Annotated in this window: 18 protein-coding genes; 13 read left to right on the forward strand and 5 right to left on the reverse strand. The window is 72.8% G+C overall.

The window, feature by feature from the left end:
- Positions 1–136: 136 nt before the first annotated feature.
- Complete coding sequence (locus IE277_RS10805) at positions 137–916, forward strand: tetratricopeptide repeat protein (protein WP_189951764.1); 780 nt, start codon at positions 137–139, stop codon at positions 914–916.
- Positions 917–1,012: 96 nt separating this feature from the next.
- Here the strand turns inward: IE277_RS10805 and IE277_RS10810 are convergent, their stop codons facing one another.
- On the reverse strand, positions 1,013–2,296 hold the full coding sequence (locus IE277_RS10810; protein WP_189950993.1) for a DUF1015 domain-containing protein: 1,284 nt from the start codon (positions 2,294–2,296) through the stop codon (positions 1,013–1,015).
- 73 nt (positions 2,297–2,369) lie between these two features.
- Here IE277_RS10810 and IE277_RS10815 point away from each other — a divergent pair, with 73 nt between their 5' ends.
- The 4 genes from IE277_RS10815 to IE277_RS10830 are packed head-to-tail and all read left to right on the forward strand — an operon-like array spanning position 2,370 to position 6,403.
- The gene (locus tag IE277_RS10815) at positions 2,370–3,398 is read left to right on the forward strand and encodes an HAD-IIA family hydrolase (protein WP_189950995.1); all 1,029 of its coding nucleotides are present in this window, start codon (positions 2,370–2,372) and stop codon (positions 3,396–3,398) included.
- Positions 3,399–3,456: 58 nt separating this feature from the next.
- A complete protein-coding gene (locus IE277_RS10820) occupies positions 3,457–4,500 on the forward strand; it encodes a FecCD family ABC transporter permease (protein ID WP_189950997.1) in 1,044 nt (347 codons plus the stop codon).
- A gap of 11 nt (positions 4,501–4,511) precedes the next feature.
- Positions 4,512–5,543: a FecCD family ABC transporter permease gene (locus IE277_RS10825; RefSeq protein ID WP_189951767.1), complete on the forward strand. Its 1,032-nt coding sequence runs from the start codon at positions 4,512–4,514 to the stop codon at positions 5,541–5,543.
- Positions 5,540–6,403, forward strand: a complete 864-nt coding sequence (locus tag IE277_RS10830) for an ABC transporter ATP-binding protein (RefSeq protein ID WP_189950999.1) — start codon at positions 5,540–5,542, stop codon at positions 6,401–6,403. Before IE277_RS10825 ends, IE277_RS10830 begins: the two co-directional genes overlap by 4 nt.
- Here IE277_RS10830 and IE277_RS10835 read toward each other — a convergent pair.
- Positions 6,387–6,734: a sterol-binding protein gene (locus IE277_RS10835; RefSeq protein WP_189951001.1), complete on the reverse strand. Its 348-nt coding sequence runs from the start codon at positions 6,732–6,734 to the stop codon at positions 6,387–6,389. The genes IE277_RS10830 and IE277_RS10835 overlap by 17 nt on opposite strands.
- Before the next feature lie 42 nt (positions 6,735–6,776).
- Here IE277_RS10835 and IE277_RS10840 point away from each other — a divergent pair, with 42 nt between their 5' ends.
- The 5 genes from IE277_RS10840 (at position 6,777) to IE277_RS10860 (ending at position 12,102) form a co-directional block, all read left to right on the forward strand.
- A complete protein-coding gene (locus IE277_RS10840) occupies positions 6,777–7,055 on the forward strand; it encodes a hypothetical protein (protein ID WP_189951003.1) in 279 nt (92 codons plus the stop codon).
- A gap of 7 nt (positions 7,056–7,062) precedes the next feature.
- Positions 7,063–7,878 carry a TlyA family RNA methyltransferase gene (locus IE277_RS10845; RefSeq protein WP_189951005.1) on the forward strand — a complete coding sequence of 272 codons (816 nt, stop codon included), beginning with the start codon at positions 7,063–7,065 and terminating at the stop codon, positions 7,876–7,878.
- Positions 7,875–8,792 (forward strand): NAD kinase, encoded by a 918-nt coding sequence (locus tag IE277_RS10850; protein WP_189951007.1) that lies wholly within the window; start codon positions 7,875–7,877, stop codon positions 8,790–8,792. Before IE277_RS10845 ends, IE277_RS10850 begins: the two co-directional genes overlap by 4 nt.
- A gap of 39 nt (positions 8,793–8,831) precedes the next feature.
- Positions 8,832–10,574 carry a DNA repair protein RecN gene (recN, locus tag IE277_RS10855; RefSeq protein ID WP_189951009.1) on the forward strand — a complete coding sequence of 581 codons (1,743 nt, stop codon included), beginning with the start codon at positions 8,832–8,834 and terminating at the stop codon, positions 10,572–10,574.
- Positions 10,575–10,965: 391 nt separating this feature from the next.
- Positions 10,966–12,102, forward strand: coding sequence for a glycosyltransferase family 4 protein (locus IE277_RS10860; RefSeq protein ID WP_189951012.1), 1,137 nt, complete (start codon positions 10,966–10,968; stop codon positions 12,100–12,102).
- 6 nt (positions 12,103–12,108) lie between these two features.
- On the opposite strand, the gene IE277_RS10865 is transcribed toward IE277_RS10860, so the two are convergent.
- From IE277_RS10865 to IE277_RS10875, 3 genes are all read right to left on the reverse strand, one after another.
- Complete coding sequence (locus tag IE277_RS10865) at positions 12,109–13,755, reverse strand: PucR family transcriptional regulator (RefSeq protein ID WP_189951014.1); 1,647 nt, start codon at positions 13,753–13,755, stop codon at positions 12,109–12,111.
- Positions 13,756–13,833: 78 nt separating this feature from the next.
- Positions 13,834–15,195 (reverse strand): FAD-binding oxidoreductase, encoded by a 1,362-nt coding sequence (locus IE277_RS10870; protein ID WP_189951015.1) that lies wholly within the window; start codon positions 15,193–15,195, stop codon positions 13,834–13,836.
- A 69-nt stretch (positions 15,196–15,264) separates the two neighbouring features.
- Positions 15,265–17,067: a glycoside hydrolase family 15 protein gene (locus IE277_RS10875; RefSeq protein ID WP_189951769.1), complete on the reverse strand. Its 1,803-nt coding sequence runs from the start codon at positions 17,065–17,067 to the stop codon at positions 15,265–15,267.
- Positions 17,068–17,613: 546 nt separating this feature from the next.
- Here IE277_RS10875 and pyrG point away from each other — a divergent pair.
- The 3 genes from pyrG to IE277_RS10890 all read left to right on the forward strand — a co-directional run bounded on the left by pyrG (position 17,614) and on the right by IE277_RS10890 (position 22,205).
- Entirely contained in the window at positions 17,614–19,263 is a 1,650-nt protein-coding gene (gene pyrG, locus IE277_RS10880) for a CTP synthase (RefSeq protein ID WP_189951017.1), read from the forward strand.
- 76 nt (positions 19,264–19,339) lie between these two features.
- Positions 19,340–19,966 (forward strand): NUDIX domain-containing protein, encoded by a 627-nt coding sequence (locus IE277_RS10885; RefSeq protein WP_189951019.1) that lies wholly within the window; start codon positions 19,340–19,342, stop codon positions 19,964–19,966.
- A 163-nt stretch (positions 19,967–20,129) separates the two neighbouring features.
- Positions 20,130–22,205 (forward strand): tetratricopeptide repeat protein, encoded by a 2,076-nt coding sequence (locus IE277_RS10890; protein ID WP_189951021.1) that lies wholly within the window; start codon positions 20,130–20,132, stop codon positions 22,203–22,205.
- Positions 22,206–22,295 lie beyond the last annotated feature (90 nt).

Raw genomic sequence — 22,295 nt, forward strand, 5'->3', positions numbered from 1 at the left:
CCGCGGACCGCGTCGCGACGACCGCGGCGGTCGGCCCGGTGGCTTCCGCCGCGACGACCGGCGGGACGACAGGCGTGGCGGCGGCCGCTTCCGCGACGAGCGCGACCGGGACCGGGACCGTGAGCCGATCAAGCGGCTGCCGATCCCGGAGGAAGTCACCGGTGACGAGATCGACAGCGACGTCCGGCAGGAGCTGCAGAGCCTGCCCAAGACGCTCGCGGAGGACGTCGCCAGGAACCTGGTGATGGTCGCCCGGCTCATCGACGAGGACCCCGAGGGCGCCTACGGCTACTCCAAGGTGGCCCTGCGGCTGGCGTCCCGCGTGGCCGCCGTACGCGAGGCCGCCGGGTTCGCGGCGTACGCCAACCAGAAGTACAGCGAAGCTCTCGCCGAGTTCCGGGCCGCGCGGCGGATGACCGGCTCCGTGGAGCTCTGGCCGGTGATGGCCGACTGCGAGCGCGGGCTCGGCCGGCCGGAGAAGGCGCTGGACATGGCCGGTGCCCCGGAGGTGCACAAGCTGGACAAGGCCGGTCAGGTCGAGATGCGGCTCGTCGCGGCCGGTGCCCGGCGTGACATGGGCCAGCTGGACGCCGCCATCGTGACCCTGCAGAGCCCGGAACTGGCCTCCAACTCGGTCCAGCCGTGGACCGCGCGGCTGCGGTACGCCTACGCCGACGCGCTGCTGGCCGCCGGCCGTGAGGGCGAGGCCCGGGAGTGGTTCGCCAAGGCCGTGGAGGCCGACCGGGACGGCAGCACGGACGCCTCCGACCGGCTCGCCGAGTTGGACGGTGTCGAGTTCGTGGACGCGCTGGACGAGGGCGACGCCGAGTCCGAGAGCGCGTCGCAGGACGACAGCGAGGACGACGGCGACAGCCACCGCGACGCCGACAGTCACCACGACGGCGACAAGGACTGACGTCTCCCGCAGGGACTGACGTCTCCTCGGTGAGACGCGAAGAGGGCAGGATCCCCATGGGGCCTGCCCTCTTTCGCGTTGCTCGGCCGGGACGGCTCAGATCTCCAGTGTCCGCAGCACCAGTCCGGACGCCGGTTTCGGGCCGAACGACGTCGACTTGCGGGGCATCATCACGCCCTGGCGGGCCAGGTCGCGTACGACCTCCTCGCGGACGGGGTGCATCAGGACGGCCGTACCGCCGTCGCGTTCCGCCTTGGCGACGGTCGCGGCCGTGTCATGGATGTAGGCGATATGGGCCGGGGAGTCCTCGGGGATGTGCCAGACATGTTCGAGGAGCGTGGCGTGCAGGACCGTGGCGTCCAGGGAGCGCCAGGCGGCCGGGCGGTCGGCCGGGATGGTCCGGGCCAGCAGGTCCGGGTCCGGACGGTCGAGCAGGTGGAAGGCGCCGTCGCCGGCCAGCAGGAAGGCGTTGCCGGCGCAGGACGTGTCCGCCAGTGTCTCCAGCGCCTCGGCGAGCGGTGTGTCGAGGCGTCGTACCCGGAACAGGCCGTGCACCGCCGCGAGCGCGTCGGCGACCGGCAGGCCGTGCAGCAGACGGTGGATGGCGCGCACGCGCAGCGGGTAGCGGGCGGTGTCGACGAGCAGGACCAGGCCGTGGTCCCAGGGGCTCGGGGAGGGGTGCTCGGCGCGCAGCCGCAGATAGGTGGCCCAGCGGTGGTGGCCGTCGGCGATCAGGGCCTCGGTGCGGGCGAGGTCGGACTGGACGCGGGCCACGTCGGTGGGGTCGGTGATGGACCACAGACGGTGCTGGAAGCCGTCCTCGGTGGTCGTGGCCAGGAGCGGGGGCTTCTCCGCCGTGCGGTCGACGACCTCGGCCGCGGTGCCGTCGCCGCGGTAGGTGAGCAGCAGCGGTTCCAGGTTCGCGCGCGTGGCGCGCATGAGGGCGGCGCGGTCGGCGACCACGGGCGGCATGACGTCCTCGTGCGGCAGTACCAGGCCCTCGGCGGGCTCCGAGATCCGCAGCGCGCCGATGATGCCGCGCTGGAGCATGCCGCTCTCGTCGTGCTGTTCGTAGACGTAGAGGCCGGGCTCCGGGTCGGCGGTGAGGATGCCCTCGGACAGCCAGCGGCGCAGGGTGTCGGCGGCTTGTTCGGTGCTCGCGCTCGGCGTGCCGGCCTGGGGGAGGATCAGGCGGACGATGTTGTGCGGGTCGGCGGACTGGAGGTGGTGCACCCCGTCGGGCCGTACGACGACGTCGTACGGCGGAGAGGTGACGGCGGCGAGGCTGCCGACCCGGTCGGGGTCGTACCGAAGGCCGCGGAACGTGGTGAGTTCCAGGCCTCGGGGCGCCGTTGCTTCCGAGTGACCTGCAGTGTTCATCCCGGCATCGTACGTGTGTCAGTGCCGTGCGGGATGATCGGGGGAAAGGTCTTCGAACGAGGAGCGATGTGGAATGAGCCAGGCGGTCAGGACGAGGCCCGAGGGCAGTGGGCAGCCCCTGAGCGAGGCGTACGACACGGCGCTGCTCGATCTCGACGGGGTGGTGTACGCGGGCGGGAGCGCCATCGCGCACGCGGTCGACTCGCTGGCGGTGGCGCGCGCCGGCGGGATGCATCTGGCGTATGTCACCAACAACGCGCTGCGGACCCCGGACACGGTGGCGGAGCATCTGACGGAGCTGGGCATACCGACGGGTGCCGATGACGTGATCACCTCCGCGCAGGCGGTCGCGCGGCTGATCAGCGAGCAGGTGTCGGCCGGGGCGCGCGTGCTGGTCATCGGCGGCGAGGGGCTGCGGGTGGCGCTGCGTGAGCGGGGGCTGACTCCGGTGGAGTCGGCGGACGACGATCCGGCGGCGGTCGTGCAGGGGTTCGGTGGGCCGGATCTGGCCTGGGGGCGGTTCGCGGAGGCGTCGTACGCGGTGGCGCGTGGTGTGCCGTGGTTCGCGTCCAACACCGATCTGACGATTCCGAGCGGGCGGGGCATCGCGCCGGGCAATGGCGCGGCCGTGGAGGTCGTACGGATCGCGACGGGTGCGGAGCCGCAGGTGGCGGGCAAGCCGCTGCCGCCGATGCACCGCGAGACGATCATCCGGACGGGTGCGAAGCGGCCGTTGGTGGTGGGGGACCGGCTGGACACGGACATCGAGGGGGCTTTCAACGGCGGGGTGGACTCGCTGCTGGTGCTGACCGGTGTCACCGACGGCGCCCGGCTGCTCGCGGCGCCGCCGCGGCACCGGCCGACGTTCGTGGACGCGGATCTGCGCGGGCTGCTGACGGGACAGCCGGAGGTCACGGCGGACGGTGCCGGTTTCCGCTGCGGCGGGTTCACGGCGACGGCCGCTGCGGACCGTTTGGAGCTGGAGGGTGACGGGGAGGCGCTGGACGGGCTGCGGGCGCTGTGCGCGGCGGCCTGGACGGCGGCCGGGGACGGCTCCTGTGCGCTGGACGGAGGCAAGGCGCTGGCGCGGCTCGGGCTGTGAGGCGGACCCGGGGCCCCGGGGATCGAGATTGAGAGCGAGGGTAGGCTAACCTAACCTCGTGTTGGTCGACAGTCCTCCGGAACAGCGCGCGGAGACCGCCCCCGCGCCCCCAACCCGCCAGGCGGCAAGGGCCCTTGGGCTCCTGGGCTCCGTCGCGATCCTGGTGCTCGTCGCTGTGGCGAGCATCGCGATCGGGGCGAAATCGCTGTCGCTGGACCAGGTCTGGCACGGCCTGTTCCATGACACGGGGACCTATGGCGACGTCGTCGTGGACGAGCGGCTCTCGCGCACGGTCCTGGGGCTGCTCGCCGGTGCCGCGCTCGGTCTGTCGGGCGCGGTGCTGCAGGCGCTGACCCGCAATCCGCTGGCCGACCCCGGACTGCTCGGGATCAACGCGGGTGCCTCCGCCGCCGTCGTCACGGCGATCACCTATTTCGGCGTCACCAGCCTCACCGGCTATGTGTGGTTCGCCTTCTTCGGCGCGGCGGCGGTGGGCGCGCTGGTGTGGTTCCTCGGCGGCAGCCGGGGCGCCACCCCGGTGCGGCTCGCGCTCGCGGGGACGGCGATCAGCGCCGCCCTGTACGGCTATCTCCAGGCCGTGATGATCATGGATGACGCGGCGCTGGGCAAGATGCGCTTCTGGACGGTGGGTTCGCTGGCCTCGGCCACGAACTCGACGATCCTGCAGGTCCTGCCGTTCCTCGCGGTCGGCGTGGTCCTGGCGCTCGGGCTGGCCCGGCCGCTGAACGCCGTCGCGATGGGCGACGACACCGCCCGCGCCCTCGGCGCCAACCTGGGCCGCACCCGCGCGCTCGCCATGCTCGCCGCCACCGTGCTGTGCGGTGCCGCGACCGCCGCCTGCGGTCCGATCGTGTTCGTCGGTCTGATGGTCCCGCACGTCGTGCGCTCCTTCACCGGCCCCGACCTGCGCTGGATCCTGCCGTACGCCACGGTCCTGTCGCCGGTGCTGCTGCTCGGGGCCGATGTCATCGGCCGGGTCGTGGCCCGGCCCTCGGAACTCCAGGTCGGCATCGTCACCGCGATCATCGGCGGTCCGGTCTTCATCTTTCTCGTACGACGGCGGAGGACGGCCCAGCTGTGAAGACCCGATCCATGAACCGGGCCGTACGCACGCCGGGCGGGCTCTCCCTGCGTCTGGACCTGCGGGCCCTGATCGTCGTCGTCCTGCTGCTGGCCGCCGCCTGCGCCGCGGGCGTCGCGCTGATCGGCACCGGGGACGCGAAGATCCCGGCGGCCGACGTGCTCAGGACGCTCGCCGGCAACGGCAACGCCTACCAGGACTTCATCGTGGGCGAGCTGCGGCTGCCGAGGGTCCTGGTCGGTCTGCTGGTCGGTGCCTCGCTCGGCCTGGGCGGCGCCCTGTTCCAGTCCGTCTCGCGCAATCCGCTCGGCAGCCCGGACGTCCTCGGCCTCTCCCAGGGCTCGACCGCCGGGGCCCTGATCGTGATCGTGCTGCTGTCGGGCAGCACCACTCAGGTCACCGTCGGCGCCCTGGTCGGCGGCCTGGTGACCGGACTCGCCATCTATCTGCTCGCCTGGAAACAGGGTGTGCACGGATACCGGCTGGTCCTGGTCGGTATCGGTGTCTCCGCGATCGCCACGGCTGTCAACGGCTATCTGCTCACCAAGGCCGACCTGGTCGACGCGGCCCGCGCGGTCGTGTGGATGACCGGCTCCCTCAACGGCCGTGACTGGGACCAGGTCCGGCCGCTGCTCGCGCTGTGCGCCGTCCTCGTGCCGCTGGTCCTCGCCAACGCCCGCGGCCTGCGGATGATGGAGATGGGCGACGACGTCGCGAACGCCCTCGGGGTGCGGGTGCAGCGGGTGCGGCTGGTGCTGATGGTCTGCGCCGTCCTGCTCGTCGCGGCCGCCACGGCCGCCGCCGGACCGGTCTCCTTCGTCGCGCTCACCGCGCCCCAGCTCGCCCGGCGCCTGACCCGCTCGCCGGGCCCGAACCTGGTGCCCTCGCTGTGCATGGGCGCCGCCCTGCTGGTCGCCGCCGACTGGGCCTCCCAGCGTGCCTTCGGCGCCGACCAGCTGCCCGTCGGCGTGGTCACCGGGGTCCTCGGCGGCGGCTATCTGCTGTGGCTGTTGGTCACCGAGCGCAGGGCGGGCCGGATATGAGCGCCGTCCCCGAGTCAGTCAGCAAGAGGAGCACTGTGAACCGCCTGTCCGCCGAGAACGTCACCCTCGCCTACGACCAGCGCGTCATCGCCGAGCAGTTGTCGGTGGAGATCCCCGACAACTCCTTCACGGTGATCGTCGGCCCGAACGCGTGCGGCAAGTCGACGCTGCTGCGGGCCCTGTCCCGGATGCTCAGGCCGAGCGAGGGCCGGGTGCTGCTGGACGGGCAGGTCATCCAGTCGATTCCCGCGAAGAAGGTCGCGCGGACCCTCGGTCTGCTGCCGCAGTCGTCCATCGCGCCCGACGGCATCACCGTCGCCGACCTCGTCGGGCGGGGCCGCTATCCGCACCAGGGCCTGCTGCGCCAGTGGTCGGCGCAGGACGAGCGGGTCGTCCAGGAGTCGATGCGGCAGACCGGGGTCGCCGAACTGGCCGACCGGTACGTCGACGAGCTGTCCGGCGGCCAGCGGCAGCGGGTGTGGATCGCCATGGCGCTCGCCCAGCAGACCCCGCTGCTGCTCCTGGACGAGCCGACCACCTACCTCGACATCCAGCACCAGATCGACGTCCTCGACCTGTGCGCCGAGCTGCACGAGGAACAGGGACGCACGCTGGTGGCGGTGTTGCACGACCTCAACCACGCGGCCCGCTACGCCACGCACCTCATCGCCCTGCGCGGTGGCGAGGTCATCGCCGAGGGCGCGCCGAACGAGATCGTCACCGCCGAGCTGGTGGAACGGGTGTTCGGGCTGCGCTGCCAGGTCATCGACGACCCGGAGACCGGGACCCCGCTGGTGGTGCCGGCCGCCAGGAAGGCGCGTACCGCGGCCCGGGAGGAGGCCGCTACAGCAGCCTCCTGAGCCGGAACAGATCCAGCAGGCTCGCCTCCAGCCGTACCCGGCCGGAGCCCCAGGCGGTCGCGAAGTTCAGCTCGCCGGCCACCAGGCCCACCAGGTCGTCCCCGGCCATGGCCAGCCTGATCTGCGCCTTCTCCCGCGGCGGACCGGGCTGCGTGTCGTCGACGTCGATCCGTCCGCCCGTCATCCGGCCGATGAAGGTGACGTCCAGATCGGTGATGTGACAGCTCACCGAGCGCTCCAGGGCGGCTGCCGCGCGGACGTCGCCCTCGGCACCCCGCATATTGTCCGAAAGCTTTCCCAGTGCGGCGCGGCACTCCTCGATCGTGGCCATCGGCCACGACGGTACCCCAGCGGTTCGAGGTAGCGTCGGGGCATGAGCGAGTCCGTGTCCGAGGCCGGGACCGTCAGCGCGGCCGAGCCCGCGTACGACCCCGCAGCGCCCGCCCCCCTGAACGTCCCGCGCACCCCCACCGGCAACGCCGAGGTCGACGCCCAATTGCAGCGGCTGGCCGATGCCGACCACCTCGCCACCGACGGACATGTGGAGGTGTACGAGGATGTACACGGGGGACTGCGCGACGCGCTCACCGCGCTCGACGCCCGCCCGGGACCTCCGGCCCCCGCACCGTCGTACCACCAGAGCAGGAGCTGAACCGAACGTGGCAGGAGTCGCACGCCGCCGTCTGGACGCGGAGCTGGTCCGCCGGAAACTCGCGCGCTCGCGCGAGCACGCCAGCCAGCTGATCGCCGCCGGCCGGGTCACCGTCGGCAGGACCGTGGCGACCAAGCCGGCCACGCAGGTGGAGACCGCCTCCGCGATCGTGGTCCAGGGCGACGACAGCGACCCCGACTACGTCTCCCGGGGCGGGCACAAGCTCGCCGGCGCCCTCGATGTCTTCGTGCCGCAGGGGCTCGTGGTCGAGGGCCGGCGCGCGCTCGACGCCGGCGCGTCCACGGGCGGCTTCACCGACGTCCTGCTGCGCGCGGGCGCCGCGCACGTCGTCGCCGTGGACGTCGGGTACGGACAGCTCGCCTGGTCCCTGCAGAGCGATGAACGCGTCACCGTCAAGGACCGTACGAACGTGCGCGAGTTGACGCTCGACGCGATCGATGGGGAAGCTGTGGATCTTGTCGTGGGCGATCTGTCCTTCATCCCGCTCGGGCTGGTGCTGCCGGCCCTCAAGCGGTGCGTGAGGCCGGACGCCGACCTGGTGATGATGGTCAAGCCGCAGTTCGAGGTGGGGAAGGAGCGGCTCGGCAGCGGGGGAGTCGTACGGAGTCCGCAGCTGCGGGCGGAGGCCGTGCGGGCAGTGGCCGAGAAGGCCTGGGAGCTGGGGCTCGGGGTGCAGGCTGTCACCGCCAGTCCGCTGCCCGGGCCCTCGGGGAACGTCGAGTACTTTCTCTGGCTTCGGGCGGGGGCACCCCAGGTGGACCCGGCCGACGTCGACCGTGCAGTGGCGGAGGGGCCGCGTTGACACAGAACCTGGCGCGTACTGTTTTCCTGCTCGCCCACACCGGGCGGCCCGCGGCGATCCGCAGTGCGGAACTCGTCGTCAAGGGCCTGCTGGCGCATGGCATCGGGGTGCGGGTGCTGGAGGAGGAGGCGCGCGATCTGCCGCTGCCCGACGAGGTGGGGCTGGTCAAGGAGGCGACTCCGCAGTGCCTCGACGGGTGCGAGCTGCTGATCGTGCTCGGTGGCGACGGCACGCTGCTGCGGGGCGCGGAGTTCGCCCGCGCCTCCGGGGTGCCGATGCTCGGCGTCAACCTCGGACGCGTGGGGTTCCTCGCGGAGGCCGAGCGGGACGACCTCGACCGGGTGGTCGACCGGGTGGTGGCGCGGTCGTACGAGGTCGAGGAGCGGATGACCGTCGACGTCGTCGTGCACCGCAACGGCGACATCGTGCACACGGACTGGGCGCTGAACGAGGCGGCCGTGCAGAAGGCCGGCGCCGAGAAGCTGCTGGAAGTCGTGCTGGAGATCGACGGGCGGCCGGTGACCGGGTTCGGCTGCGACGGGGTCGTCCTGTCCACACCCACCGGATCCACCGCCTACGCGTTCTCCGCGGGCGGGCCCGTGGTCTGGCCCGAGGTGGAGGCGCTGCTCATGGTGCCGATCAGCGCCCACGCGCTGTTCGCCAAGCCGCTGGTCACCTCGCCCGATTCGGTGCTCGCCGTGGAGGTGCTGCCGCACATTCCACCGGGCGTGCTGTGGTGCGACGGGCGGCGGACCGTGGAGCTGCCGCCGGGGGCCAGGGTGGAGGTACGGCGCGGGGCCGTGCCGGTGCGGCTGGCCCGGCTGCATCATTCGTCCTTCACCGACCGGCTTGTCGCGAAGTTCGCGCTGCCGACCACCGGGTGGCGGGGGGCGCCGCACCACTCGACGGAGTGAGACAGGCGGCCTGTGTGCACTCCCGACCCAAGACCTCGTATGGTCTGTTCCGTGTTGGAGGAGATGCGGATACGGTCGCTCGGGGTCATCGACGATGCCGTCGTCGAGCTGTCGCCCGGGTTCACCGCGGTCACCGGTGAGACGGGTGCGGGCAAGACCATGGTGGTCACCAGCCTGGGGCTGCTGCTCGGTGGACGGGCGGACCCGGCGCTCGTGCGGATCGGGGCCGGCAAGGCGGTCGTGGAGGGGCGGCTCACCGTCCCCTCGGGCGCGCCCGTCGTCGTACGCGCGGAGGAGGCCGGCGCCGAGCTGGACGACGGGGCGCTCCTGATCAGTCGTACCGTTTCCGCCGAGGGCCGCTCACGCGCCCATGTGGGCGGCCGCAGCGTGCCCGTGGGGCTGCTCGCCGAACTCGCCGACGACCTGGTGGCCGTGCACGGGCAGACCGACCAGCAGGGCCTGCTGAAGCTCTCCCGGCAGCGGCAGGCGCTGGACCGGTACGCGGGCGACGCCGTCGCGGTGCCGCTCGCCAAGTACACCGAGGCCTACCGCCGGCTGCGGGCCGCCTCCGCCGAGCTGGAGGAGATCACCACACGCGCGCGTGAGCGGGCGCAGGAAGCCGACATGCTGCGGTACGGCCTCGACGAGATCGCCGGGGTCGAGCCGCGGGCCGGCGAGGACGCCGAGCTGGCCGAGGAGGCCGAGCGGCTCGGCCACGCGGAGGCGCTGTCGTCCGCCGCCACGGCCGCGCACGCCGCGCTCGCGGGCAATCCCGAGGACCCCGAGGGCATCGACGCGGCGACCCTCGTCGCGGGTGCCCACCGGGCGCTGGAGGCCGTGCGCTCGCACGACCCGGCGCTGGCCGCCCTCGCCGACCGGATCGGCGAGATCGGGATCCTGCTCGGCGACGTCGCCGGGGAGCTGGCCGGGTACGCCGACGATCTCGACGCCGATCCGCTGCGGCTCGCCGCCGTGGAGGAACGCAGGGCGGCCCTCACCGCCCTCACCCGCAAGTACGGCGACGACATCGACACCGTGCTGGCCTGGGCCGAGCAGAGCGCCGCCCGGCTCACCGAGCTGGACGGCGACGACGAGCGGATCGGGGAACTGACCGCCGAACGGGACGCCCTCCGTGCCGAACTGGGCGGACTGGCACAGGCGTTGACGGATGCGCGGGCCGAGGCCGCCGAGCGGTTCGCCGCCGCCGTGACGGCCGAACTGGCCTCGCTGGCGATGCCCCACGCGCGCGTGTCCTTCGACCTCAGGCAGACCGAGGACCCGGACGGCGTCGAGGTCGGCGGACGCGCGGTCGCGTACGGGCCGTCCGGCGTGGACGAGGTCGAGCTGCTGCTCGCCCCGCACCCGGGTGCCCCGCCCCGGCCGATCGCCAAGGGCGCGTCCGGCGGTGAGCTGTCCCGCGTGATGCTCGCCGTCGAGGTCGTGTTCGCGGGCACCGACCCCGTGCCGACGTATCTGTTCGACGAGGTAGACGCCGGTGTCGGCGGCAAGGCCGCGGTCGAGATCGGCCGGCGCCTCGCGAAACTCGCCAGGACCGCGCAGGTCGTGGTCGTCACCCATCTGCCCCAGGTCGCCGCCTTCGCCGACCGGCAGCTGCTGGTCGAGAAGACCAACGACGGCTCGGTCACCCGCTCCGGTGTGAAGGTGCTGGAGGGCGAGGAGCGGATCCGCGAGCTGTCCCGGATGCTGGCCGGCCAGGAGGACTCCGAGACGGCCCGCGCCCACGCCGAGGAACTGCTGGCGACGGCTCGCGCGGACCAGTAGCGGAAGGGCTCGGGCGGGCCATCGGCGGGACGCCTGAGCCCCGGACTGCCGGCGCACGCCGTCGCGGTCGCGGTCGCCGTCGTGTACGGCGACCGGGTGAGCGCGTGGGCGCGCCCGCGGTGCGCGTCTGACCTCGTCGGACGGGGGCGCACAGCAGTCGGGAGGGCCGGGATTTTCCTCACCCGTGTGGGTGACGTGCTCCGGCGCATTGCCCCGGCCCGCCGCACTGTGCGCCCGCCGGATTTCCCGTAACGGCCCACCGCCCTGGCATGCTTGAGGAAGCACGGTCCGCGCGGCAGGCGCGCGGGGTACGTCCATCCGCCCCCGTGATCCCGCTACCTTCTGTACGTTTCCTCGTGACCGCCCACGTCGAACCAGGAGCCCCGGCCCCGTGAGCCCCCTGAGCAGCAACGCGCCGCACGGCCAGTCGACGCTGCGCACCGTGCAGGTGCTGGGCGGAGGCAACGCCGCCAGCAGCGCGCATGTGCGCTCGCTGGCCGAGGGGCTCGTGGCAAGGGGCGTGCGGGTCACGGTGTGCGCCCCCGTCGAGGCGGATCGCGCCTACGACTTCACGGGCGCCGGTGCCGAGCTGGTGCATGTGCCGCGCAGCAGCGACCCGGCGTCCGTGGCCGCGCTGCGGGCGGCCTGCACCCACGCCGACCTGGTGCACGCGCACGGGCTGCACGCCTCCTTCAGGGCCGTGCTGGCGCTCAGCGGCCGGCGCACCCCGCTGGTGGTGACCTGGCACGACCGGGCCCAGGCACAGGGCGCTCGGGCGCAGTTCCTGCGGGTGCTGGAGCGCCGGGTGGTGCGCACGGCGGCCGTGGTCCTCGGCACCAGCTCCGACCTGGTGGACCGGGCCCGTGGCACGGGGGCGCGGGACGCCCGGCTCGCCGCCGTCGGTCTGCCGGGGCAGCAGCGGCCGGTTCCGCTCGACGACCCCGACCGGCTGCGCCCCAAGGTCCGGGCCGAACTCGGCGCCACCGGCCGTCCGCTGCTCCTCGCGGTCGGCTCCCTCGACCGGCACCGCGGCTATGACGTCCTGCTCGACGCGGCCCGCGCCTGGCGGGACCTCGACCCCGTGCCGCTGGTCGTCATCGCCGGGGAGGGCCCGCAGCGGCCGGCGCTGCAGCGGCGGATCGAGGACGAGGCGCTGCCCGTGCGGCTGATCGGCCGCCGCGAGGACGTGCCCGAACTGCTCGCCGCCGCCGATCTGGCGCTGCTGACGAGCAGTTGGGAGTCCCGGTCCGTACTCGCCCAGGAGGCGCTGTACGCGCGCGTGCCGCTGGTCGCCACCCGGGTCGGCGGCATCCCCGACCTCGTCGGCGACGCGGCCGAACTCGTCCCGTACGGCGACCCGGAGGCGCTCGCGGACACCGTCGTACGGCTGCTCGCGGACCCCGGGCGCCGCGAGGAACTGTGCGACTCGGGGGCACGGCAGGCCGCCGGCTGGCCGACCGAGGACGAGACGGTCGCCCAAGTACTCAGCATCTACGACGAGTTGACCCAGCCACGGCCGCTCGCCTAGCGAGCGTCAGGGCACGTGCCGGCGGGCCCGCAGGGCCAGGCTCAACGCCAGGACCGTCTGGGGGTCGTCGAGGTCGGTGCCCAGCAACTCGCCGATGCGGGCGAGCCGGTTGTAGAGGGTCTGCCGGTTCAGATGCAGTTCGCGGGCCGTCTCCGCCTTGCGGCCCGCGTGTGCCAGATAGGTCTCCAGGGTCGGCAGCAGCGGCGGCCTGGAGCGGTGGTCGTGGTCGCGCAGCGGGCCGATGGCGCGGTCCACGAACGCGGCGAGGTCCGGGTGGTCGCGCAGCCGCCACAGCAGCAGGTCGATGTCGAGGCGGCGGGCGTCGTACCAGGGGCGGTCCGTGAGCCCCTGCGCCGCCGTCGCCGTCTCGGCCGCGTGCCGCAGCCCGGCCGACGCGGCCGCCCAGCCACCGGCCACGCCGACGACCACGACCGGCGGCGGTGAGCCCGGCCGGCGCATCCCGGCCCGCTCCACGCCCGCCCGCAGCGCCGCCGCCACCCGGTCCGCGACCGCCGAGCGCTCCGACTCCGAGCGCAGCCCGAGCAGCACCAGCACCCGGCCCTCCACCGGCCGCACACCGAGCAGCACCGGCACCCCCACCGCGGCCAGCTCCTCGGAGACCGCACGCGCCAGCACCGCCCAACCCCCGCCGGGCGAGAGGGAGTCGCCGATCCGCATCACCACCGGCAGCAGGGGGCTCTCGCCGGGCTTGAAGCCGAGGACCCGGGCCTGCGCCGGGGCGTCCTCGGCGGTGATCCGGCCCTCGGCGAGATCGGTGAGGAAGTCACCGCGCCCGCGCGCCGCCAGCTCCTCCTCCTGGCGGGCCTGCATCAGCACCACGGCCAGGATGCCCGCGGCCCGCTCGGCGGCGATCCGGTGCACGGGGGCCAGCGGCGAGCGCACCGGCAGCAGGACCAGCCGGGCGCGCACCGAGCCCGCCGTACCCGGGCCGCCGCCGGGCACGTCCACCAGCACCGAACCGGCGGGCGGCGGCGCGTCCTTGTGCGGGCCGCGCAGCCCCTCCCAGACCTGGAGCGGATCGGCGCCCTTCGGCCCTTCGCCTGCGGCGTACAGCAGTCGGCCGTCGGCGGTCTCCAGGAACACCGGGTTGCCGCTGAAGTCCGCCAGGATGCCCAGCACCTGCGGCACCCCGCCACCGCCCAGCAGCGCCTCGGTGCAGCGCCGGTGCACCTCCTCGGCCCGCTGCAGCAGGGCGTAGTGGCCGTTGACGATCTCGGTGTGGATCTCCTCGGTCACCGTCACGAACGGCACCTCGCGGTGCAGCTGGACCAGCGGCAGCCCGGCGGCGCGCGCGGTGTCCACGAGGGCGGCGGGCAGCCGGGTGAAACGCGGGCCCAGCTCCACCACCAGGGCGGCGATCCCGCGCTCGGCGAGGGTACGCACGAACGCCCGCTGCTCGGCCGGGCGGGTGCCGAGGCCGTAGCCGGTGGTGAGCAGCAGCTCGCCGCCCTTGAGCAGCGAGGCGATGTTCGGCACCTCGCCCGCGTGCACCCAGCGCACCGTACGCGCCAGCCGGTCCGCGCCCGCCACGATCTCCGGCAGCCCGCTGCGCAGCCCGGGCAGCTCCAGCGCCCGCTGAACGGTGATCCCGGCGCCCTGGGTGTCGAATCGGTGGTCCGTACGGCTGTCCATGCAGCGGACGCTACCTGCGTGGACGCCCACAGGACAGCTCCGGTCGCAGCCGAGCGCAAGCTGGGCACGAGCTGAGCGCTACACCGGTTTGATGTTGTGGTTGAAGCGGAAGACGTTGTCGGGGTCGTAGGCCCGTTTGACCTTCTCCAGGCGCAGCAGGTTCCCGGCGCCCAGTCCCGCCCGCACCCGTTCCGGGCCCTCGTCGCCGATGGAGTTGAGGTGGACGTCCCCGGTGCTCCAGGGCCGTACGTCGGCGCACGCGCTGCGCACCCAGGCCCGGTTCGGCTCGTCGTCGGCCGGGTCCGGCCAGAAGGCGACGGGGTGCACCGTCCAGGGCGCGCTGCGGTACGGCGCCGGGTACTCGCCGGGACCGGCGGCGATCGCACCGCCCAGCGGGTACAGGACGTGCCGGCTGTCGCCCGGTACCGGCATGGTGTCCCCTCGGGCGCAGAAGACGTCCACCAGAGCGTCGGGCAGGTCCGACAGACACTCGGCCGACCAGTGGCTCCTGAGGCCGGACGGGGGGTCCAGCATGCACTGTGCATCGGCGTACGGCAGCGTGGTCACGACGTCCCTCTCGTGCGGGAGGGCCAGCAGCGGCTCGGCGAGCTTGCGCAGGCCGGTCTCGCCGCCCACGTAGGTCAGCAGCGCACCGCACAGCGGGACGGACTCCGCCGGCGGACCGGTCAGGTACAGCACCGCACCGCCGACCTCGTCCGGTCCGTTGCGGATGATCTCGCGGAAGGCACGGACCACGTCCGGGCCGTACTCCGGCAGACACAGCAGCCGCGCGACGGAGAACTCCGGCAGCTCGTGCAGCTCCAGGGTGAGCGCCGTGGCGATGCCGAAGTTGCCGCCGCCCCCGTGCAGCGCCCAGAACAGCTCGGGGTTCTCGTCGGCGTTCGCGTGCACGCGCTCGGCGTCGGCGGTCACCAGCTCGACGGCGATGAGGTTGTCGACGGCGAGCCCGAAGGCGCGGTCCAGCCAGCCGGTGCCGCCGCCGAGGACGAAGCCGCCGACACCGGTGGTGGAGGCCCGGGCGCCGGTCGTCGCGAGACCGTAGGGCTGGGTCGCCCGGTCCAGCCGGCTCATCGTGGCGCCGCCCTCGACCCGGACGGCCTCGGCCGACGGGTCGACGGTCACACCGTGCATCCGGCGCAGGTCCACCACGAGCGCGCCGTCCGCCACGGCCGCCCCGTCCACACCGTGCCCGCCGCCCCGCACCGCGATGCGCAGATCCAGCTCCCGCGCGAAGCGCACCGCCCGCACGGCGTCGGTCACGTCCGCACACTGCGCGATCACGGCCGGGTGGCGGTCGATCGCCGCGTTGAAGACGGCCCGGGCGTCGTCGTAGCCGGGGTCCCCCGGGGCGAACACCTCGCCGGCCAGATCCTCACGGAGCGCGGCGAGGGCGGTGTGCGCCCGGGAACGGGAAGCCATGACGGCCCCCCTTCCGGTGAGGGGGTTCGGCCACTTCCAGCCTAGGCGGGCAGTGTGCCCCGGGCTCGCTCAGCCTCCGTAGGCCCCGGAAGCCGTGAGTCTCAGTGCCGTGTCGATCAGCGGGACGTGGCTGAACGCCTGCGGGAAGTTGCCGACCTGGCGTTGCAGCCGTGGGTCCCACTCCTCGGCGAGCAGGCCGAGGTCGTTGCGGAGCGCGAGGAGCTTCTCGAACAGCTTGCGGGCCTCGTCGACGCGGCCGATCATCGCCAGGTCGTCCGCCATCCAGAACGAGCAGGCGAGGAACGCGCCCTCGTCGCCGGGCAGGCCGTCGACGCCCTCGTCCTTGCCCTCGGTCGGGTAGCGCAGGATGAACCCGTCCGGGGTGGACAGCTCCCGCTGGATCGCCTCGATCGTGCCGATGACGCGCTTGTCGTCCGGCGGCAGGAAGCCCATCTGCGGGATCAGCAGCAGCGAGGCGTCCAGCTCCTGGGAGCCGTAGGACTGGGTGAAGGTGTTGCGCTCCTTGTCGTAGCCCTTCTCGCAGACGTCCCGGTGGATGTCGTCGCGCAGTTCCTTCCAGCGCTCCAGCGGGCCGTCCGCGTCGCCGGACTCGATCAGCTTGATGGTGCGGTCGACCGCCACCCAGGCCATCACCTTGGAGTGCACGAAGTGCCGGCGCGGGCCGCGCACCTCCCAGATGCCCTCGTCCGGCTCCTGCCAGTGGTCCTCCAGGTAGCGGATCAGCTTGAGCTGGAGCAGGGAGGCGTAGTCGTTGCGCGCCAGGCCGGTCATGTGCGCCAGGTGCAGGGCCTCGGTGACCTCGCCGTACACGTCCAGCTGGAGCTGGTGCGCCGCGCCGTTGCCGACCCTGACCGGCGCCGAGGCCTCGTAGCCCGGCAGCCAGTCCAGCTCGGCCTCGCCCAGTTCGCGCTCGCCGGCGATGCCGTACATGATCTGCAGGTTCTCCGGGTCGCCGGCGACCGCGCGCAGCAGCCACTCGCGCCAGGCGCGGGCCTCCTCGCGGTAGCCGGTGCGCAGGAGGGACGACAGGGTGATCGCGGCGTCGCGCAGCCAGGTGTAGCGGTAGTCCCAGTTGCGGACGCCGCCGATGTCCTCCGGCAGAGAGGTGGTCGGGGCGGCGACGATACCGCCGGTGGGGGCGTAGGTGAGGGCCTTGAGGGTGATCAGCGAGCGGACCACGGCCTCCCGGTACGGCCCGTGGTACGTGCAGTGCTCGACCCACTCGCGCCAGAAGTCCTCCGTCGCCTCCAACGAGGCCTCCGGCTCCGGCAGCGGCGGCGGCTCGTTGTGCGAGGGCTGCCAGGAGATGGTGAAGGCGATCCGGTCACCGGGGGCCACCGTGAAGTCGGCGTACGTCGTCAGCGACTTTCCGTACGTCTCCGCCTCGGTGTCGAACCACACCGAGTCGGGACCGGCGACGGCCACCGTGCGGCCCTCGTGCCGATGCACCCAGGGCACCACCCGGCCGTAGGAGAACCGCATCCGCAGGGCGGAGCGCATCGGCACCCGGCCGGTGACGCCCTCCACGATCCGGATCAGCTGCGGCGCGCCCTCACGCGGGGGCATGAAGTCCGTCACCCGGACCGTGCCGCGCGGGGTGTCCCACTCCGATTCCAGGACCAGCGAATCGCCGCGATAGCTCCGCCGGGCGGCCGTCGGCGGCTGGGAATCGGCCGCGTGCGCCGGGCCGAGCCGCCAGAAGCCGTGTTCCTCGGTGCCCAGCAGACCGGCGAAGATGGCATGCGAGTCGAAGCGAGGCAGGCACAGCCAGTCCACGGTGCCGTCCCGGCAGACCAGTGCGGCGGTCTGCATGTCTCCGATGAGTGCGTAGTCTTCGATGCGCCCGGCCACGTGCAACTCCAGTCGAACGGCCACGTCACCCCCGCGCAGGGGGGCAGTCGCTAGTGCGGTCAAGGGGTCGTTGTTGTGCGTCGTTGAGCGGTGAAGCAAAGCAGCCCGCCGAGCCCTGAGGCAAAACGACAGTCTTTGCTCAACGAACTGCCGCGCGCTCGTTGTTCCGGGGGATGCAGGCGGGGGTGTGCCCTGGTTCCGGCCGGGCTCGGCAGCGAGTGTCCGAGCAGGATACGACGCACGTAGATGATCTGCGTGCCGCTCCGGGCAACCCGTGTGAGCCGAATGGGTGAGCAGCGGGTGATATCCGTGTGACCTGTGCGTGCCTGTGGTGACACGTGAGGCGAGGTGATCCGTGCTGTGCGTCCGTGCGCGCTGGAATACGGAGCGTGGCCGGAAGCCATCTCGTCCAGGCGCTGATACCCTGGTAGCCCGTGGACCGGTGGGCCTGAAACCCCCGAACCGCAGCGACGGCGCCCCCGGAACCCTCCGGGTCGGCAGCCGCCCCGCATCACAGACAGCGACCACGGGAGCCCCCTCTTGGCCATGCCGCCCAAATCTACGACGACCAAGCACATCTTCGTCACCGGGGGCGTCGCCTCCTCGCTCGGCAAGGGCCTGACCGCCTCCAGCCTGGGCATGCTGCTCAAGGCTCGCGGGCTGCGCGTCGTGATGCAGAAGCTGGATCCGTACCTCAACGTCGATCCGGGCACGATGAACCCCTTCCAGCATGGTGAGGTCTTCGTCACCAACGACGGCGCCGAGACCGACTTGGACATCGGACACTACGAGCGTTTCCTCGACCGCGACCTGGACGGCAGCGCCAATGTCACTACAGGCCAGGTCTACTCGACCGTGATCGCCAAGGAGCGGCGCGGCGAGTACCTGGGTGACACCGTGCAGGTCATCCCGCACATCACCAACGAGATCAAGCACCGTATCCGGCGTATGGCGACCGACGAGGTGGACGTCGTCATCACCGAGGTCGGCGGCACGGTCGGCGACATCGAGTCGCTGCCGTTCCTGGAGACCGTCCGCCAGGTCCGCCACGAGGTCGGCCGGGACAACGTCTTCGTCGTGCACATCTCGCTGCTGCCGTACATCGGCCCGTCCGGCGAGCTGAAGACCAAGCCGACCCAGCACTCCGTCGCCGCCCTGCGCAACATCGGTATCCAGCCCGACGCCATCGTGCTGCGCTGCGACCGCGAGGTCCCGACCGCGATCAAGCGCAAGATCTCGCTGATGTGCGACGTCGACGAGGCCGCCGTGGTCGCCTGCCCCGACGCCCGCTCGATCTACGACATCCCGAAGGTCGTGCACACCGAGGGCCTGGACGCCTATGTCGTGCGCAAGCTCGACCTGCCGTTCCGCGATGTCGACTGGACGACCTGGGACGACCTGCTCGACCGCGTCCACAACCCCGATCACGAGATCACCCTCGCGCTGGTCGGCAAGTACATCGACCTGCCCGACGCCTATCTGTCGGTCACCGAGGCGCTGCGCGCCGGAGGCTTCGCGAACAAGGCCCGCGTCAAGATCAAGTGGGTCACCTCGGACGACTGCAAGACCCCGGCCGGCGCCAAGGCCGCCCTCGGCGACGTCGACGGCATCTGTATCCCCGGCGGCTTCGGTGACCGCGGTGTGCTCGGCAAGGTCGGCGCGATCAAGTACGCCCGCGAGAACAAGATCCCGCTGCTCGGTCTCTGCCTGGGCCTGCAGTGCATCGTGATCGACGCCGCGCGGAACCTGGCCGACATCCCGGACGCCAACTCCACCGAGTTCGACCCGGCCACCGGTCATCCGGTGATCTCCACCATGGCCGAGCAGATGGACATCGTCGCCGGTGAGGGCGACATGGGCGGCACCATGCGCCTCGGCATGTACCCGGCGAAGCTCGCCGAGGGCTCCATCGTGCGCGAGGTGTACGACGGCAAGGAGTACGTCGAGGAGCGCCACCGCCACCGCTACGAGGTGAACAACGCCTACCGCGCGGAGCTGGAGAAGAAGGCCGGAATCCTCTTCTCGGGCACCTCGCCGGACGGCAAGCTCGTGGAGTACGTGGAGTACCCGCGTGACGTCCACCCCTACCTCGTCGCCACACAGGCGCACCCCGAGCTGCGCTCGCGGCCGACGCGTCCGCACCCGCTGTTCGCCGGCCTGGTGAAGGCCGCTGTCGAGCGGAAGATCACCAAGTAGTACAAGAGCTGTACGGTGGCCGGGGCGCACACGCAAGGAGCGCCCCGGCCGTTGGCGCATGTGTGGAGGGCAGGGCATGACGATCAAGGACACCCCCGAGGAGTGGGAGATCCGGGCGACGGAGACCCCCTTCGTGGGCAAGAAGACCTCGGTCCGCACGGACGACGTGGTCATGCCCGACGGCTCGGTGGCCCGCCGCGACTACCAGGTCCACCCCGGCTCGGTCGCCGTCCTCGCGCTGGACGAGGACGACCGGGTGCTGCTCATCCACCAGTACCGCCACCCGGTGCGGCACAAGCTGTGGGAGATCCCGGCCGGCCTGCTCGACGTCCCCGGTGAGAACCCGCTGCACGCCGCCCAGCGCGAGCTGTACGAGGAGGCCCACGTCAAGGCCGAGGACTGGCGGGTGCTGACCGACGTCTACACCACGCCCGGCGGCTGCGACGAGGCCGTACGGGTCTTCCTCGCCCGTGGTCTGTCCGAGGCCGAGGGCGAGCGGTTCGAGGCCGAGCACGAGGAGATCGACCTGGAGTACGCGAGCGTGCCGGTCGACGAACTGGTGCGCCGCGTCCTGGCCGGGGACGTGCACAACAACGCCCTGGTCGTCGGCGTGCTGTCGCTGGCGGCCGCCCGCGGCGGCGACGGCCTCGACGCACTGCGCCCGGCGGACGCCCCCTGGCCGGCCCGGCCCTTCGCGTCCTGAGTCCCACCCGTTCGACGTACTGGTGTGACGATCGCCTGATCCGATCAGGGGATTCGTCCGCCGCGCTCCTCCCGGCACGCCGCAGAGCGTGAACTAGGCTCGTGCACGCCTGTTGCGGAAGATCCGGCGGGCTTGCGCGTGCGGTGGGACGGGAGTGTGGCCCGTGACGGATCAGGTGGTGGACACAGGCGGGGTCTGGCTGCGGGCGCACGAAGGTGCGGACGACCATTTCCTGGGCCGTACAAGGGAGTTGAAGGAGCTGCGCGCCGACATCGAGCGCGCCGGCCTGGACACCCTCTCCGGCCGCAAGGCACCACGCGCGCGTGTGCTTCTGATCGCGGGCCGCCCCGGCTCCGGCCGGACCGCCCTCGCCGAGGAGCTCGTGCGCGAGGTCGCCGGCCGCTACCCCGACGGCGTGCTGCGGGCCCGGCTCAGCGAGCCCGACGGCACCCCCGTCCCGGTCGGGCGCGCCGCCCGTGAGCTGCTCGCCGCGCTGGAGCTGCCGGCCCCGGCCGGCGCCGCCGAGGACGAGCTGGCCGAGACGCTGCGCGACGCCCTCACCGAGCGGCGCACCCTGCTGCTGCTGGACGACGCGGCCGGCGCCGAGCAGGTCGACGCGCTGCTCCCGCAGGCTCCGGACTGTCTGGTGGTGGCCGTCTCCGCCGGCCCGCTCACGGGCATCGCGGACGTCCGCCCCTGCACCCTGGGCGGCCTGGACACCAAGTCCGCGGTGGAACTGCTCACCCGCTACACCGGCGCGGTCCGCATCACGGTCGACCCGCGTGCCGCCGAGAGCCTGGTCGAGGCCTGCCAGGGCCATCCGGCCGCGCTCGTCCTGGCCGGCGGCTGGCTCGCCGCCCGCCCCAAGGCCGCCGTCTCCGACCTCGCCAAACGGCTGCGCACGGTCCCCGACGACGGTACGGACGCCACTCCGCTGGCCCGTGTCTTCCGGCATGTCCACGAGGAGCTGTCCGTCCTGGCCGCCCGGATCCTGCGGCTGCTCCCGCTCGCCCCGGCCGGCCTGGTCGACCCGCACACCGCCTCGTCCCTGGCCGGCTGCTCGGTGAGCGCCGCCCGCTCCGTCCTGGACGACTTCGTCGCCCTCGGCCTGCTGCGCCCGGTGGACTCCCCGCTGCCCCAGTACGACGTCCCCGGCTGTCTGCACGCGCTGATGCGCGCCTGCGCCGACAGCCAGGAGCGGCCGGCGGAGCTCCAGCTGGCGCGGGCCCGGATGCTGGAGCGGACGGTACGGCTGCTGCAGTCCTGCCGGGCGATCACCGAGACGGACAGCCCGCAGGCCCGGGAGAAGCTGAACACGATGCCCCGCGAGGTGCGCTTCCCCAGCCCCCGGGCGGCCGCCGACTGGCTGCGCATCCGGCGGCCCGCGCTGCTGGCCTCCGCGCGGCTCGCGGTGGCCGACGGCGAGCTGGACACCCTCGCCCGCCGGCTGATGTCCCAGCTGGTCAGGGCCATGGTGGCGCATGAGGGCACCCATGCCGCGGCCCCCGACCTGTACGACGTACACAGCCTCGTCCTCGATGTGGCGGAGCGTCGCGGTCTGCCCCGGGAGGAGGCCGCGGCCCTGCTGAACCTGGGCGACGTGGACGCGCAGACCGGCCGCACTCGGAGCGCGCTGGCACGATATCGGTTGGCCATGGCCGCCGGACGCAGAGCAAATGACCCGTACGCGACCGGTCGCGCAATGGAATCCGTAGGTGGCGCCTATCAGGAGCTGGGGGACTACGACCGGGCCGCCGACTGGTTCGGCCGGGCCCTGGCCGAGCGGCTGGCCCGGGGCGAGCGCGAGCCCGCCGCCCGGCTCTACGGCCGGATCGCAAGCGTCCACACCTACGCCGGCCGCTACGGCGAGGGGCTGCGCAACTGGCGGGCCGCCGTCGCGGGCTATCGCAAGAGCGGTGATGTCGGCGCCCATGCGCGGGCGTTGAGCGAGCTGGCCCGGGTGCAGGAGTACGCGGGGCGGCTCACCGAGTCGCTGCGCACCTGCCAGGAAGCGGTGGAGTGGGCGCGGCGCGCCGAGGACGTGCGGTTGCAGGCCGCGCTGCAGCTCCGGCTGGCCGACACGCTGGAGCGCCTCGGCGACGGCGCCGCCGCCCATCTGCACCGTGGCGCGGCCGAGCGCATGCTGGACCAGGAGGCCCCGGACGACGACGCAAGCCACAATCAGGACGCTCAGGACATGGATGCCTGCGAAATCCGTAGTACATCAAGTGAAGATTGATGCAATGAAAGGCTAGACAGCCGGAACGCCTTCATTAAACTGGCTCTGCCGCACGTTCTCCTGCGGTGTCTCCCGGTGTGCTCTGCATGC

It is taken from the genome of Streptomyces alanosinicus (genome assembly GCF_014650595.1).
Taxonomy (GTDB): domain Bacteria; phylum Actinomycetota; class Actinomycetes; order Streptomycetales; family Streptomycetaceae; genus Streptomyces; species Streptomyces alanosinicus.